The organism is Streptococcus suis, from assembly GCF_019794555.1.
In the GTDB taxonomy this organism is placed as follows: Bacteria; Bacillota; Bacilli; order Lactobacillales; family Streptococcaceae; genus Streptococcus; species Streptococcus suis_AB.
Window position 1 is genome coordinate 12,318 of the sequence record NZ_JAIMEP010000002.1, and the last position, 14,708, is coordinate 27,025.

Below are 14,708 nucleotides of genomic sequence, written 5' to 3' on the forward strand. Positions count from 1 at the left end.
ATTTGTCAAATCTTGGTCAAGACAGTCGCCGTATCTGGCGAAGTATCATAAATTTGAAAATCTGTACCAACACCTAAATCAGCTTGTGCCAATTGGTTAACCATGGTCATGTGAGCCAGTTCCTTGATATTATTTTCCTTTGATAAATGCCCTAAGTAAATCTTCTTGGTCCGATTTCCGAGCGAACGAATCATGGCATCTGCACCATCTTCGTTACAAAGATGCCCTTTATCCGACAAAATCCGTTGCTTCAAATTCCAAGAATAGGAACCCGAACGCAGGATTTCAACATCATGATTGGATTCAATCAAATAGGCATCTGCATTTTCCACAATACCCACCATGCGGTCACTGACATAACCAGTATCCGTCAACATAACAAAGGATTTATCATCCTTCATAAAGCGGTAGAACTGCGGACAAGCGGCATCGTGACTAACACCAAATGACTCAATATCCAAGTCTCCAAAAGTCTTCATAGCACCCAATTCGAAGATATGTTTTTGCGCCACATCAATCTTGCCCAATTTGCTCTCCATAGCCTGCCAGGTCAATTCATTGGCATAAATGTCCATCCCATACTTACGCGCTAACACACCTATGCCATGGATATGATCACTATGCTCATGGGTGACTAATATGGCATCAATATCCTCTGGTTTTCGGTCAATTTCTGCCAAAAGGCTGGTGATTTTTTTTCCCGATAAACCTGCATCCACTAAAATTTTCTTTTTATCCGTTTCCAAATAAAAACAATTTCCACTAGACCCTGATGCTAAAATACTATAATTAAAACCTGTTCCGATCATACTCTCCTATTCTTCCTCAGCAACCTCTTCCCACTCATCCAGTGCAATATCCTTACTATATGGTAGGACAATCGTAAATGTCGAACCATGCCCATACTCACTTTTAGCCCAAATGAAACCTTTGTGTTGCTTTACAATCTCTTTTGCAATCGCCAAACCTAAACCAGTGCCACCTTGGGCTCTCGAACGCGCTTTATCTACTCGATAGAAACGATCAAATATTTTAGGCAAATCAGCTTTAGGAATTCCCAAACCTTCATCTGAAATAGAAATAATTAGCTGACTATCTGTCGTTTTCATACTAAAGGTAATGTTTCCCCCATCTGGAGAATACTTGATAGCATTATTCAAAATATTATCCAGTACCTGCGTCATCTTATCGGTATCAATTTCAACCCAAATTGGACTAATCTGGTAATCACGAATAATAGCGTAGGTCTTACCAGCATCAGAATTCTTCATCTGATCAAAGCGATTCAAGATGAAAGTGACAAAAGCCGTAAAGTTGATTAGCTCTACATCCATCTCTCCAACCTGATTATCAATGCGAGATAAACTTAAAAGATCTGTAATCATCCGCATCATCCGGTTGGTTTCATCTAAGGATACCTTGACAAAACTTGGGGCAACCGATTCGGTCAGAGCTCCCTCATCCAAGGCTTCCAAATATGATTTAACCGAGGTCAACGGTGTACGCAATTCGTGACTGACATTAGAAACAAACAGTCTGCGCTCACGTTCCTCCTTGGCCTGCTCCGTCATATCATGTAGGACAACAACCAAACCTGATATGAGACCACTTTCACTCCTAATCGTTGCAAAATTAGCTCGCAAGGTCAGAAATTCTTGATTCTCATTAACTTTTTCTAAGACGATTTCAGGAGTTTGGGATAACAACTCCCGCAGACTATATTGGTCTTCAAGTTCTAGAACATCAAGTAAAAAATATTGCTCCTGTTTATGATCTTTTAAGCCCAGTTGTTTCTGCGCCATATCATTGACCATGATAATTCGACCAATACGATCTGTAGCAATTACTCCATCACTCATGTAGGAAAGAATGGAACTGAGACGGATTTTTTCTTGTTCTAGATGATCGTGCGTTAAGCGGATTACTTCTGACAAATCATTCAGTGAATTTGCCATTTCAGTAATCTCTGGACTTCCTCGCAAATCCAATACATCAGAGTAATTACCATCTATCAAGGCGCCAACCTTTTTATTGAGTAATTGTATCTGTTTATTGTCACGATAGTTTTCTATCAACAATACTGTCAACGCAATTAGAAAGCCAATCAAAATAACAACAAACCAAAATTCAGCTGTTGTAATTAGATAGCGTAATTGATTAATCATAAGCTTTTATAAAATAACCTACTCCCCTGCGTGTCAAGATGTATTCCGGACGACTTGGAGTGTCTTCAATTTTTTCACGCAAGCGTCGTACTGTCACATCCACAGTACGTACATCTCCAAAATAATCATATCCCCAAACAGTCTCAAGTAGATGCTCTCGCGTCATGACTTGCCCAATGTGCTTGGCCAAATGATACAATAATTCAAATTCACGGTGTGTTAGTTCAAGTTCTTTTCCATGTTTCTTAGCTACAAAAGCATCTGGAACAATTACCAAATCACCGATTACCAATTCTGGAGTACCAGATGATTCAACTGCTCCTTGCGTCTCAGCCAATTCACTTCGACGAAGAAGAGCTTTTACACGCGCCTGTAATTCACGGTTTGAGAATGGCTTTGTCACATAGTCATCCGCACCAATTTCAAGTCCAATAACTTTATCAAACTCACTATCTTTAGCTGACAACATTAAAATAGGAACATTACTTGTTTTTCGAATCGTCCGTGCTACTTCTAATCCATCTATTTCTGGTAGCATTAAATCTAAAATAACAATATCTGGAAACTCTGCTTCAAAAATATCAAGCGCCTCACGTCCATCAAACGCAGTGACTACCTCATATCCTTCACGTGTCATATTGAACTTAATAATATCCGAGATTGGTTTCTCATCATCAACAATTAAAATTTTCTTCATTTTTTATTACCTTTATAATCTTTTATCTATTATATCAAACTTATTTAAAAATTTCATTTTACAAGATATGCACATAATTTTATGTTACGTTTTATGACATGTCATTTATTAAATTGTCTGAATTTACTTGACATTTAATGATTGCAATGATATGATGCTAATACCCTATTTTTTCTTGAAGGAGATACTTATGGCATTAGTAGATTTTAAAAATGTAAATAAATACTACGGCGACTACCACGCCTTACGCAATATAAACTTGGAATTTGAACCTGGACAGGTTGTCGTATTGCTCGGACCATCTGGTTCAGGAAAATCGACACTCATCCGAACTATCAATGGTTTAGAAGCAATTGATGAAGGTCAATTGGTCGTCAATGGTCATGATATTTCTTCTACGTCCATCAAAGAATTAGTTGCCTTACGTAAAGAAGTCGGCATGGTCTTCCAGCATTTTAATCTCTATCCACACAAGACAGTTTTAGAAAATGTTACCCTAGCTCCGACAAAGGTCTTAGGTATTGATAAGGCAACTGCTGAAAAAACTGCTCAAAAATACCTCGAGTTTGTTAACCTTTGGGATAGAAAAGATTCCTATCCTGCTATGCTATCTGGCGGACAAAAACAACGTGTCGCAATTGCACGTGGATTGGCTATGCAACCTGAACTTTTGTTGTTTGATGAACCAACTTCTGCCCTCGATCCAGAAACCATCGGTGATGTTTTAGCGGTCATGCAAAAATTAGCGCGAGATGGGATGAACATGATTGTTGTAACGCATGAAATGGGCTTTGCACGTGAGGTTGCTGACCGTATTATCTTTATGGCTGAGGGAGAGGTTTTAGTAGACACGACCGATGTCAATGGATTCTTTGAAAACCCAACCGAACCAAGAGCTAAGCAATTCCTCAGTAAGATCATCAACCACGAATCTGATAAGGTAAAGTTATAGGAGGTACCTATGAAAAAGAAGAATCGTACTCTCTTTCTGACATTTCCACTACTAGTCCTAGTAGCCATACTCCTATTCATAGTTAAACAGCCCATTGCGCAAACAGATACCCCTACAGAATTATCGAACAGTGACCAAGTTCAGGCAATAATCGAGAGAGGTGTTCTCCGAGTTGGTGTCAAACAGGATGTCCCAAACTTCGGTTACAAAAATCCTGATACGAATAAATTTGAAGGTATGGAGATTGATATCGCACGGAAGGTTGCAGATGAACTCGGCGTTGATATTGAATTCACACCTGTTACAGCACAAACTCGTGGCCCCCTACTTGATAATGGTCAAGTAGATTTGGTCATCGCAACCTTCACCATCACAGATGAACGCAAGTTACTCTACAATTTCACAACTCCTTACTACACAGATGCCGTTGGCTTCTTGGTCAATAAGGATAGTGGAATTAAGACCTTTACCGACCTAAATGGAAAGACAATCGGAGTAGCTCAGGGTTCCATTACACGTACTCTCATCTCTGAACTAGCAGACAAATATGGTATCTCTGTCAATTTTGCAGAGCTTGGTTCTTATCCAGAACTCTCTGTCTCGCTACGTGCTCACCGTACAGACGCATTTTCAGTAGACCAATCTATCCTTTCTGGGTATATCAGTTCGAAATCTGAATTAATGGACTTTAGCTTCTCAGCTTCTGACTATGGGATTGTTACTAAATTATCTAACAAAGACCTTAACGACTACTTAAATAATCTCGTAGAAAAATGGACTGCCGATGGTAGCCTACAAAGCATCTATGATGCCAATGGTCTCAAACCAGTCACAGAAACTGACGAATAGAAAGGTGAAACAATATGACAGTTTTAACAACTAGTCCTTACGCTTGGGAGAATTGGGTCAGTTATTTCAAAGATTTTCCAACCTTTTTCCAAGGTTTTCTCTTTACCTTAGCCATTTCTGTCGGCGCCTTTATCATGGCCATGTTTTTAGGAATTGTCTTTGGTAGTCTCTCTTCAAGTAAAAATAAAATTTTAAAAATCATCGCACGTGTCTATGTTGAATACTATCAGAACACGCCGCTTTTGGTTCAGTTCATGATTGTTTATTATGGACTTCCACTGATTTCAAATTATGTTCTCATGCCGTCTATCTACTGGACAGCTGTTATCTGCGTGGGACTCTATCACGGTGCCTATATCGCAGAGGTCATTCGTGCAGGGATTGAAGCTGTGCCAACTGGGCAAACAGAAGCCGCACTTTCACAGGGATTTACCCAGGCTGAAACCATGCGGATCATCATCTTGCCACAGGCCATTCCGACCATTCTGCCACCTTTGACCAACCAAGTCGTGAACTTGATTAAAAATACTGCCACTGTTGCCATCATCTCAGGAGCTGATATTATGTTTATGACAAAATCTTGGTCCGCTATGAATGCTAACTACATCCCAGCCTTTGCTGGCGCTGCTTTTCTTTACTTCATCATGTGCTTCCCTGTTGCAAGCTGGGGCCGACGCATTGAAGAAAAGAATAAGTCTGCCTATTCACACTAATAGGAGGTTGAAAAATGAATTATATTTTAGAATTACTCAAGCCTTCAACCTTCCAACTCTTGTGGAGTGGATTGAAGTTAACACTCTATATCTCAAGCATTTCGGTAATCCTCTCCATTCTTTTTGGAATGATTCTCGCCATCATGCGCAACGGAAAAAATCCAATTTTCAAGTGGATTGCAACGATTTATATTGAATTTGTGCGTAATGTACCAAACTTGCTGTGGATTTTCACAGTTTTCCTAGTCTTCCAAATGAAGTCAACACCCGCTGGTATTACAGCCTTTACCATTTTTACCACGGCAGCCATGGCCGAGATTATCCGTGGTGGTCTCAACGCCATCGGACCGGGCCAGACCGAAGCTGGTTTGTCACAGGGTTTTACCCCAGTGCAAATCATGGTCTATATCATCATGCCACAGGCTATTCGCAAGATGCTGCCAGCCATCATCTCGCAGATTGTAACGGTCATCAAGGACACTAGTTTCCTCTACTCCGTTATCGCCCTGCAAGAACTCTTCGGTTCGAGTCAAATCCTCATGGGACGCTACTTTGAGGCAGAACAAGTCTTTGCCCTTTACCTCATAGTTGCTTTCATCTACTTTATCATCAACTTTGCCATTTCAAGTCTGTCACGCTATGTGGCAAAGTCTTGGGCGAGCAGTATAGAGTAAGATTTCTCCCAGCCAGTTGGTTGGGATTTTTTGCTGTCAAAAAAGAAGCCCTTTCGGACTTCTTGCTTTATTTATTCAGCTTCAGCTGGTCGTGACTTACGAGCAATATCTGCTAGGATATGGTCCACAAATTCTGCAACAGACTGAGTTTGCGTTGCCTTACTTCCGTAGCGACGAACGTTGACAGCATTGTCTTCCATTTCCTTGTCACCAACGATGAGTTGGTATGGAATCTTGCTGGTTTGGCTCTGACGAATCTTGTACTGCATCTTCTCGTTCCGCTCATCCACGTGTACGCGAACTCCACGGTCTTGCAATTCTTTTGCAACCTTCCAAGCGTAATCCAAGTGAGCTTCCACAGAGATTGGAATCATAGTCACTTGGGTTGGAGCCAACCAAGTTGGGAAGGCGCCCTTGTAGGTTTCAATCAAAATGGCTGTGAAGCGTTCCATAGTTGAGATAACACCACGGTGAATCATGACTGGGCGGTGTTCTTCACCATCAGCACCAATATAGGTCAAACCAAAACGTTCTGGCAAGAGGAAGTCCAACTGAATGGTTGACAGTGTCTCCTCATTTCCTAAGGCAGTTCTCACCTGGATATCCAATTTTGGACCGTAAAAGGCTGCTTCCCCCTCTGCCTCGAAGTAGTCCACGCCTATTTCATCCATAGCACCTTTCAACATACGCTGGGCATTTTCCCACATCTCATCGTTGTCATAGTACTTCTCTTTGTCCTCTGGGTCACGATATGACAGACGGAAACGATAGTCGTTTAGGTTGAAATCTGCGTACACATCGATAATCAACTGAAGTGCTTTTTTGAACTCTTCTTGGATTTGCTCAGGTGTCACGAAAATATGACCGTCGTTAAGTGTCATCTCACGTACTCGTTGCAAACCTGTAAGAGCACCAGATTTCTCATAGCGGTGCATCATACCAAGCTCAGCGATACGCACTGGCAATTCACGGTAAGAACGCACATGGTTTTTATAAACTTGAATGTGGTGTGGACAGTTCATCGGACGAAGAACAAACTCTTCACCGTCGCCCATGTCCATAGTTGGGAACATATCTTCTGAATAATGCTCCCAGTGGCCCGAAGTCTTATAGAGTTCAACAGAAGCCAACGGTGGTGTGTAAACATGCTGGTAACCTGAAGCCAACTCCTTATCTGTGATATAACGCTCCAAGGTACGACGGATAGTCGCACCATTTGGCAACCAGAATGGCAAGCCTTGACCAACTTCTTGACTAATCATGAAGAGATCCAATTCCTTACCAAGTTTACGGTGGTCACGTTCTTTGGCCTCTTCACGCATTTGCAGGTAAGCCTTGAGGTCTTTCTTGTCAAACCAAGCTGTACCATAGACACGTTGCATCATTGGATTTTCACTCTTACCACGCCAGTAAGCACCAGCCACATTGAGCAATTCAAAAATCTGGATACGCCCTGTTGACGGAACGTGTGGGCCACGGCAGAGGTCAACGTATTCACCCTGGGTATAAATGGTCAAACCGCCCTCATCATCAGAATGTTCCTGAATCAATTCCAACTTGTATGGATCATTTTTGAAAATTTCAAGAGCTTCTTCCTTAGTCACCTCACGACGTTCTGAAGGGAAGTTTTCCTTGACAATCTTCATCATTTCTTCCTGAATGCGTGGCAGATCTTCATTTGAAATCTGACCAGCCGCATTGTCCGTATCATAGTAGAAACCGTCCTGAATAGCTGGACCAACCCCCAACTTGATGTCTGGGAAAAGACGACGAGCCGCCTGGGCAAACAAGTGAGCTGCTGAGTGACGCAAGATGTCCAAGGCATCCTCGTGGTCAGGCGTTACGATTTCAAGCGTGCCGTCCTCTTCAATGGCACGAGTGGTGTCAATCAATTTACCATTGAACTTACCAGCAAGCGCCTTTTTCGCCAAAGACTTGCTGATGCTCTCTGCAATTTCAAAAGTAGTCACACCAGCCTGGTACTCACGAACAGCACCATCTGGGAAAGTAATTTTTAACATAATATAAGATATAAAGGGCGTTAAGCGGACACAGCCAAAATAGGAAACAGAACGACGACGCAAGCGTCTAGTTCTCGTTTATCTTTTTGGCCCAGTCCGTAGCCCGTATTCAGTTCAACCAAATACGGAGACCCTAGTCCTTTCTATTTTTTATTTTTTAATCCCCAATAACTCTTCTTTTTGAGCTAAAAAGGTTTCCATTTCTTTTTGAATATCAATATCCAGGCGGTCAGCCAGTTCAATCAACCACCAGATATTTTCAGCCATTTTATGCTCCAAGGTATAAGGTGTTTCATCATAGTAACGCCCCTGCTTGGTCATAATCAGACGGTTCATGTTGCCAATATCATTGGTCAAAGCCAAGAGGTCCTCTTCAATAGACCACTCTTTCTCATGGTGCTTAAGTTCCAACTCTCTGTAAGCCTTGCGAACGGCTAGGCAACGGTCAATCGTTTCTTGTGGAAGAGCAGGCATGTTCATCTCCTTGTTTTCTTTTGTCTAAATAGATATTTTAGCAGCGAGCAAGGTCCAAAATGTCAGCAGCTTGCTCTGTCATTTCTTCAATTCTTCGGCTGCCATCGGTTAGCAAGTGCGGATAGGATAGCCTTTCTGCCTCCCTGCGGCACCGTTGAGCAAAGAGAATGTCTCGATTCATCCAGTTGTCAAAAGCTAGCTGAGGATTGGAGGAGTTTTGTAAGACATAGGGAACCCATTCTCTTTTGTCATACTGCTCTCTCTGAAAGTCAGCAGAGGGAGTAATACATAAATAGGAAACATCCAAATCAAGTGACGAAATCAGGTGGGGCAACAAGCCTGCACCCTCTAAAATCATTGGTCTATCCTGGTTCTCTGCTAGGTATTGCCGCAGGTAGGGAAAGATTTCCTCGTAAAAGGCCCATTCTTCCTCGGCCATGGCGGCGGGCTCTCTCAACCAGATCTGATCCGTTGTCCTCTTCTCCCTAAGAGTTGAAATGGGGGCACCATCCCTTCTTGCTGATTGGGTAAAACCCTCCACCAAATCATCCAATTTGATTTGGATTAGTTGATAGCACTCCGCTAAATGGGCTGCGATGGTTGATTTCCCACTGCAAGGTGAACCTCCGATGAGATAAAGCATCTTCTCACCTCCTCCAAAATAAAACCGACGCCCTCACAAAAGGACGTCGTAACGTGGTTCCACCTTCATTCGCAGTCACGCTAAAAAGCCTGACTACCTCAGATTGGCGATAAGGGAACCACCCTTTTATGTTTGCATAAAATCATACCGAGTAGTGTCAATTCTATCCTCTGTGTGCTTTCACCAACCGCCCACTCTCTCAAAGATTTCCTAGAATTGATAAGTCTCTAACAGCTATTATAACAGGATTTCCTGATTTTTCAAGGATTTTTCTTCATTTTCTTCCTTTGTGTAAATAGCAGAGCTCCTATCCCATTTCCAATCAGAGTACATAAGGTGTAGACAATCTGATAGAGAATAATCCATTCCTTAAAGAAAAAGATGGTTACAGGATAAAGCAGTAAAACCAAGGCAAGAAGACTAGGAGAAAAGCCGTTAAAAAATCCATAAAGAAGTCCAGTTAAGAATAGCACAATGGGAGTGTAGAGCAATATATTCCCGACCACCAACTCCTTAGAAAGCATGGTGTCACTAATCAGATGAAAGGCAATCAGGTAAATACCTGCATACATGAATAGTATAATAAGGGCTACTACAACCAGACTCTTCCAACTTTCCTTTTGTAATCTTCCCATTTGAACCCTCCAAATTAATCAAAGAAATTCCGAATAGACTTCACCTGTTCAACAGATTTTTTTAGCATCCTTGCTGTAGTATCAGTTGATTTGACTACTGCTTTACGTGGTAAATAAATAGCTTCTTTTAACAATACTTCAGCCACACTATCTTGATTTGTATGCTTTTTTCTGAAATCATATGAAATTTTCAAATCGAGATAGTATTCAAACACTCTGCGTCCGAAATTAGTCGCGGAAATTTCATATAATTTTTTTTCCAAAGCATGAGGATTCATAGGAGGGGTCATGACAATTGCTTCAATGACCGCATCTGAAAGTTCCTCTTCATGTAAAAATAGCGTTCCAAACATCTTATCAGTGATAACATTAGACAAATAGGGATTCGAGTGAGCGATAATGGGGGTTCCCGTTGCCAAGCTCTCTAAGAAGGTCAACCCTTGGGTCTCACTTGTTGAAGCCGAAATAAAGAAATCCGCAGCTTTATAATACAGAGCTGTATCACTTGGTGCAACCATTCCCGTCATCTGAACAGAATCTGTCAGTCCCAATTCAACAATCATATCCTGCAAAGCCGTCTCATATGGCCCACCACCAACAATAACTAGTTTTACCTTTGGATTGTCCGCCAAAATGTTCGGCATTGCTTTAATAACAGCCTGAATATTCTTTTCATGTGAGATACGAGATAGGCTGAGTAACATGGTTTCATCTGGTCCAATGCCCAGTTGTTTCCTTAATTCCTCAATGTCCGAAGGACAGATTTCAGGGCGGTCAAATTTTGCCAAGTCAATCCCTGTTGGTATGACCCTTTTTGAAATAGGAACATTGTATCGTACCAATAGTTCCTCAACAATTTCACTCGGACAAATCACACCGTCCAAATCATGCAGGAACGAGCGAGCAAAATATTTTATCATTCCAGGACGAATCAACCGTCCCTTAGCGATATAGTGTACATAATCCTCATATTGAGTATGATAGGTATGCACAACAGGAACTTGTAGTTCTTTTGCAACCATCTTACCTAGAATACCTAAGGTAAATTCTGTATGGGTGTGAACCAAGTCCAACTTATAGCGACTAGCAATTTTTAAGGCATCTGTAAAACCAGCATAGGCTACTCGCCGGTCTTTAAATGCGAAAAATGGAACACTTGGAATACGTATAATATCCCAATCCTCGTAGCGATTGACACCCTCATCTGTTGTTGTAAAAATAAATACTGTATGACCTAATTTTTCAAGCTCAGTTTTGAGAGTTCGAATCGAAGTTGCCACACCCGAAACTTGTGGAAAATAGGTATCTGTAAATAATCCAATCCGCATGCTTTCTCCCATTTTATCTATTATGATTTAGCTAAATCAGCCTGCTCTTGGTAAAAGGCAAGCCACTTTTCAAGCAAGGCTTCCGGAGAATAATAGTTAGAAATCTCTCCCGCTTTATTTGTCAATTCAACCAGCTGATTTGGTTGATTCTGCAACGTTTCTATAGCTGTTTTCATTTCATCCATATTTTTTACTGGCAAATACATTCCCTCGAGAATAACCTTGTACAAATCAATGTCTCGCAACATGATGGCTGTACCACAACTGGCTGCTTCTAAAATCGTCATCGGGAACAATTCGCTATAACTAGGTAAAAAGAAAACATCAGCCATATTATACAATTTTAGCATTTCTTCTGCTTCAACTATCCCTGTGAAAACGAGATTTTTAGGAGGCTGCTCCATTAATTTTTTGTATTCTGCATGTCCATCAGTCATATTACCAAATGAAAAACCACCTGCCCAAACAAAGGTCACATCTGGACATTCTCTTGCTAGTTGTGCAAAGTCATCAATTCCTTTTCGTCTTTGCACTTGCCCTGCACCTAGTACAACAAATTGATTTGGAGAAATTGCGTAGTGTTTTCGAACATCTTGCACTTCTTCTGTAGAAAGAGGATGCCACTGATCACGATTTACAAAGTTTGGTAAATAAGTGATTTTATCGCGTGAAATTCCATACTCTACCAAATCATCTATGAAACTCGGATTGACGACCACTAACTGGTCCATACGATTATAAAAGGTAATCACATACCAAGATACAAGAGGAGCAAGAAAACGTGGAATTTGTAAGCTACCTTCAAGAGTATCAGGAAGAAAATGCACATAACCAACTCGTCGCCCTGTTCTTTTCTTGAAAAATGTCGTCAAAAAAAAGATGGGATCGATGGTATGGTAATGGGTTACATCCGCCTTAACAAATAGTTTTTCTTGAATGTCTAGCTTAGTTGTTCCACGTTCTCGCAATAAGTGCATCAGTTCTCTATAGGCCCCTGATACCCCTTGTCCCTTTACTTTTTCGCTAGAACTTAACATGTTTATGACTAATTTCTTTGTACTCATATATGTATTATACACTACTTTTTCAAATAGTGAAACCGCAAACAGATAGGGAAATCCCTTACCTATTTTCTAAAAAAATAAAAAGAAGCCGACTGATTAGTTCGACTTCTGAATCCTTATTTTGTAGATTTACGTTCCTTGATACCATGATTCAAGATAACTTCGCGATTATCCAATTCTTCCTTGTGCATAATTTTTGTCAACATACGCATGGCAATTGCACCGATATCGTAAATCGGTTGATTGATGGACGTCAGATTTGGACGAGTATATTTTGTTACCTGTGAATCATCACTTGTAATGATTTCAAATTCTTCAGGAACCTTTATACCACGATCACTAATACCATTTAACAAGCCAGCAGCGATTTCATCTTCAGCAACATATGCTGCAGTTGCTCCCGCATTCAAGACACGTTCCGCCAAGGCATAGCCTTCTTCATATTTGTATTTTGATTCAAAGACAAGACCTTCATTAAACTCTAAACCATTCGCTTGGAGTCCTTCTTTGTAACCAGAAAAACGAACTTTCCCATTGATGTCATCAACCAATGGTCCTGAAACAAAGGCAATTTTTTTGTTATTTTTAGCTAGCAATTTCACTGCATCACTACTTGCAGCTGCATAGTCAATATTGACACTTGGCAATTGGTGTTCCAAATCGACAGTACCTGCTAATACAATCGGAGTGCGTGAACGCGAAAATTCTGCACGAATCTTATCTGTCAGATGATAGCCCATGAAGATAATACCATCGACTTGCTTAGAAAACAATGTATTAACAACATTAATTTCTTTCTCGTCATTTTCATCACTATTTGCCAATACGATATTATACTTATACATATCAGCAATGTCATCAATCCCCTTAGCCAAGGTTGCAAAATAGGCATTGGCAATATTTGGAATCACAACCCCCACAGTTGTCGTTTTTTTACTTGCCAAACCACGCGCAACAGCATTTGGGCGATAATCTAATCGATCAATCACCTCTAACACTTTTTTACGAGTGTTTTCCTTGACATTTTTATTACCATTGACTACACGACTGACTGTAGCCATTGACACACCAGCTTCACGCGCAACGTCATAAATCGTCACGGTATCGTCTGTATTCATCATCTATTTACACTTCCTTTCTTAAATCAAATTTCTATGAAAATTACGCTTTCACTCAATCATAGTGTATCATTTTTTGAAACCACTTTCAAGAGAAAATCGTAATTTTTTCCTTTGTACTTGCAAATTTTTTGATTTTTTGAAACAATAGTCTATATAATAAAAGAAAATTTCAAAGTAATTACCAAATTTGAAAGGAAAAGCCATGTCAAAATTGCAACACGTCCAAAACTACCTTGATGCTAAGAAATTAGATTTAGCAATCTTTTCAGATCCAATTAGTATTTATTATCTGACTGGTTACCTCAGTGATCCGCATGAGCGCCATATGTTGCTCTTTGTCATGCCTGATTATGAATCGCTCCTTTTCCTTCCTGCCTTGGATGTGGAGCGTGCAGTTGCCACAGTTGATTTTCCAGTTGCTGGATATATGGATTCAGAAAATCCATGGCAAATCATCAAGAATAAACTTCCTCAAAAACATTTCTCAGCAATTGGTGCTGAATTTGACAACCTGAATCTAACACGTTATCATGGTCTTCAATCCATCTTTAGCCAACCATTTTCAGACATTACGCCTCTGATTAATACTATGAAATTGATCAAGTCGCGTGATGAAATTGAAAAAATGTTGGTTGCTGGTGAATTTGCAGATAAAGCAATGCAAGTTGGCTTTGATAATATCTCACTCAACGTAACAGAAACTGATATCATTGCTCAGATTGAATTTGAAATGAAAAAACAAGGCATTTCAAAAATGAGCTTTGATACCATGGTCTTAACAGGAAATAATGCCGCTAACCCACACGGAATTCCATCAACAAACAAAATCGAAAATGACGCTCTGCTATTGTTCGACCTAGGTGTAGAAACTTTGGGATATACTTCCGATATGACGCGCACAGTCGCTGTCGGTAAGCCAGACCAGTTTAAACAGGATATTTACAACTTAACTTTAGAGGCTCATATGGCTGCAGTTAATATGATCAAGCCTGGTGTGACCGCTAGTGAAATTGACTATGCCGCACGATCAGTGATTGAAAAAGCTGGTTATGGTGAGTATTTCAACCACCGTCTTGGACATGGTTTGGGCATGAGTGTCCATGAATTCCCATCGATTATGGAAGGCAATGATTTGGTCATAGAAGAAGGTATGTGTTTCTCTGTCGAGCCTGGTATTTACATCCCTGAAAAAGTTGGTGTTCGTATCGAGGATTGTGGTTACGTTACCAAAAATGGCTTTGAAGTCTTTACAAAAACACCAAAAGAATTACTGTATTTTGAAGGGTAATGGGAACCAATCGTTTCTTCACTCCTCAAAGCTCGTTGGCAACAGTTCATTTTTATCTAAAATAAAAGTGCTGTGATGCCGATT

15 protein-coding genes are annotated in these 14,708 nt (G+C 40.6%); 5 read left to right on the top strand and 10 right to left on the bottom strand.

The features are described from left to right. Positions 1-5 precede the first annotated feature (5 nt). The 3 genes from K6V48_RS00860 to yycF are packed head-to-tail and all read right to left on the bottom strand — an operon-like array spanning position 6 to position 2,862. Entirely contained in the window at positions 6-809 is an 804-nt protein-coding gene (locus K6V48_RS00860; RefSeq protein WP_024396184.1) for an MBL fold metallo-hydrolase, read from the bottom strand. Positions 810-815: 6 nt separating this feature from the next. Next, the gene (gene vicK, locus K6V48_RS00865) at positions 816-2,165 is read right to left on the bottom strand and encodes a cell wall metabolism sensor histidine kinase VicK (RefSeq protein WP_024391261.1); all 1,350 of its coding nucleotides are present in this window, start codon (positions 2,163-2,165) and stop codon (positions 816-818) included. Next, complete coding sequence (yycF, locus tag K6V48_RS00870) at positions 2,158-2,862, bottom strand: response regulator YycF (RefSeq protein ID WP_024391260.1); 705 nt, start codon at positions 2,860-2,862, stop codon at positions 2,158-2,160. Before yycF ends, vicK begins: the two co-directional genes overlap by 8 nt. Before the next feature lie 190 nt (positions 2,863-3,052). Between yycF and K6V48_RS00875 the strand changes: the two genes are divergently transcribed. From K6V48_RS00875 to K6V48_RS00890, 4 genes are read left to right on the top strand one after another with little or no spacing between them, the layout of a single operon-like run. Continuing rightward, the gene (locus K6V48_RS00875; protein ID WP_024391259.1) at positions 3,053-3,814 is read left to right on the top strand and encodes an amino acid ABC transporter ATP-binding protein; all 762 of its coding nucleotides are present in this window, start codon (positions 3,053-3,055) and stop codon (positions 3,812-3,814) included. Between the two features lie 9 nt (positions 3,815-3,823). Beyond that, the gene (locus K6V48_RS00880; protein ID WP_222367305.1) at positions 3,824-4,663 is read left to right on the top strand and encodes a transporter substrate-binding domain-containing protein; all 840 of its coding nucleotides are present in this window, start codon (positions 3,824-3,826) and stop codon (positions 4,661-4,663) included. 14 nt (positions 4,664-4,677) lie between these two features. Next, positions 4,678-5,376 (top strand): amino acid ABC transporter permease, encoded by a 699-nt coding sequence (locus K6V48_RS00885; protein ID WP_105127454.1) that lies wholly within the window; start codon positions 4,678-4,680, stop codon positions 5,374-5,376. 14 nt (positions 5,377-5,390) lie between these two features. Then, the gene (locus tag K6V48_RS00890) at positions 5,391-6,050 is read left to right on the top strand and encodes an amino acid ABC transporter permease (RefSeq protein WP_105127455.1); all 660 of its coding nucleotides are present in this window, start codon (positions 5,391-5,393) and stop codon (positions 6,048-6,050) included. Between the two features lie 71 nt (positions 6,051-6,121). Here K6V48_RS00890 and thrS read toward each other — a convergent pair whose 3' ends face one another. The 7 genes from thrS to ccpA all read right to left on the bottom strand — a co-directional run bounded on the left by thrS (position 6,122) and on the right by ccpA (position 13,333). Then, positions 6,122-8,071, bottom strand: a complete 1,950-nt coding sequence (thrS, locus tag K6V48_RS00895; RefSeq protein ID WP_222367316.1) for a threonine--tRNA ligase — start codon at positions 8,069-8,071, stop codon at positions 6,122-6,124. 150 nt (positions 8,072-8,221) lie between these two features. Beyond that, positions 8,222-8,545, bottom strand: coding sequence for a nucleoside triphosphate pyrophosphohydrolase family protein (locus K6V48_RS00900; RefSeq protein ID WP_029751085.1), 324 nt, complete (start codon positions 8,543-8,545; stop codon positions 8,222-8,224). Positions 8,546-8,582: 37 nt separating this feature from the next. Continuing rightward, positions 8,583-9,188 carry an adenylate kinase family protein gene (locus tag K6V48_RS00905; protein WP_172016121.1) on the bottom strand — a complete coding sequence of 202 codons (606 nt, stop codon included), beginning with the start codon at positions 9,186-9,188 and terminating at the stop codon, positions 8,583-8,585. A 260-nt stretch (positions 9,189-9,448) separates the two neighbouring features. After that, positions 9,449-9,823, bottom strand: coding sequence for a hypothetical protein (locus K6V48_RS00910; RefSeq protein ID WP_222367318.1), 375 nt, complete (start codon positions 9,821-9,823; stop codon positions 9,449-9,451). Positions 9,824-9,837: 14 nt separating this feature from the next. Continuing rightward, the gene (locus K6V48_RS00915; protein WP_222367320.1) at positions 9,838-11,151 is read right to left on the bottom strand and encodes a glycosyltransferase family 4 protein; all 1,314 of its coding nucleotides are present in this window, start codon (positions 11,149-11,151) and stop codon (positions 9,838-9,840) included. Positions 11,152-11,171: 20 nt separating this feature from the next. Continuing rightward, complete coding sequence (locus K6V48_RS00920) at positions 11,172-12,215, bottom strand: glycosyltransferase family 4 protein (protein WP_172040889.1); 1,044 nt, start codon at positions 12,213-12,215, stop codon at positions 11,172-11,174. Between the two features lie 116 nt (positions 12,216-12,331). Next, entirely contained in the window at positions 12,332-13,333 is a 1,002-nt protein-coding gene (ccpA, locus tag K6V48_RS00925; protein ID WP_172066002.1) for a catabolite control protein A, read from the bottom strand. Positions 13,334-13,538: 205 nt separating this feature from the next. On the opposite strand from ccpA, the gene K6V48_RS00930 reads away from it, so the two are divergent. After that, positions 13,539-14,624 carry a M24 family metallopeptidase gene (locus K6V48_RS00930; RefSeq protein WP_222367322.1) on the top strand — a complete coding sequence of 362 codons (1,086 nt, stop codon included), beginning with the start codon at positions 13,539-13,541 and terminating at the stop codon, positions 14,622-14,624. Positions 14,625-14,708: the final 84 nt, after the last annotated feature.

What these genes read in the sequence shown, in the direction of transcription:
- K6V48_RS00905 (WP_172016121.1), bottom strand. Translation starts at nt 9,188, where the DNA reads ATGCTTTATCTCATCGGAGGTTCACCTTGCAGTGGGAAATCAACCATC.
- K6V48_RS00875 (WP_024391259.1), top strand. Translation starts at nt 3,053, where the DNA reads ATGGCATTAGTAGATTTTAAAAATGTAAATAAATACTACGGCGACTAC.
- K6V48_RS00880 (WP_222367305.1), top strand. Translation starts at nt 3,824, where the DNA reads ATGAAAAAGAAGAATCGTACTCTCTTTCTGACATTTCCACTACTAGTC.
- K6V48_RS00860 (WP_024396184.1), bottom strand. Translation starts at nt 809, where the DNA reads ATGATCGGAACAGGTTTTAATTATAGTATTTTAGCATCAGGGTCTAGT.
- K6V48_RS00920 (WP_172040889.1), bottom strand. Translation starts at nt 12,215, where the DNA reads ATGAGTACAAAGAAATTAGTCATAAACATGTTAAGTTCTAGCGAAAAA.
- yycF (WP_024391260.1), bottom strand. Translation starts at nt 2,862, where the DNA reads ATGAAGAAAATTTTAATTGTTGATGATGAGAAACCAATCTCGGATATT.
- K6V48_RS00915 (WP_222367320.1), bottom strand. Translation starts at nt 11,151, where the DNA reads ATGCGGATTGGATTATTTACAGATACCTATTTTCCACAAGTTTCGGGT.
- K6V48_RS00900 (WP_029751085.1), bottom strand. Translation starts at nt 8,545, where the DNA reads ATGCCTGCTCTTCCACAAGAAACGATTGACCGTTGCCTAGCCGTTCGC.
- ccpA (WP_172066002.1), bottom strand. Translation starts at nt 13,333, where the DNA reads ATGAATACAGACGATACCGTGACGATTTATGACGTTGCGCGTGAAGCT.
- K6V48_RS00885 (WP_105127454.1), top strand. Translation starts at nt 4,678, where the DNA reads ATGACAGTTTTAACAACTAGTCCTTACGCTTGGGAGAATTGGGTCAGT.
- thrS (WP_222367316.1), bottom strand. Translation starts at nt 8,071, where the DNA reads ATGTTAAAAATTACTTTCCCAGATGGTGCTGTTCGTGAGTACCAGGCT.
- vicK (WP_024391261.1), bottom strand. Translation starts at nt 2,165, where the DNA reads ATGATTAATCAATTACGCTATCTAATTACAACAGCTGAATTTTGGTTT.
- K6V48_RS00890 (WP_105127455.1), top strand. Translation starts at nt 5,391, where the DNA reads ATGAATTATATTTTAGAATTACTCAAGCCTTCAACCTTCCAACTCTTG.
- K6V48_RS00910 (WP_222367318.1), bottom strand. Translation starts at nt 9,823, where the DNA reads ATGGGAAGATTACAAAAGGAAAGTTGGAAGAGTCTGGTTGTAGTAGCC.
- K6V48_RS00930 (WP_222367322.1), top strand. Translation starts at nt 13,539, where the DNA reads ATGTCAAAATTGCAACACGTCCAAAACTACCTTGATGCTAAGAAATTA.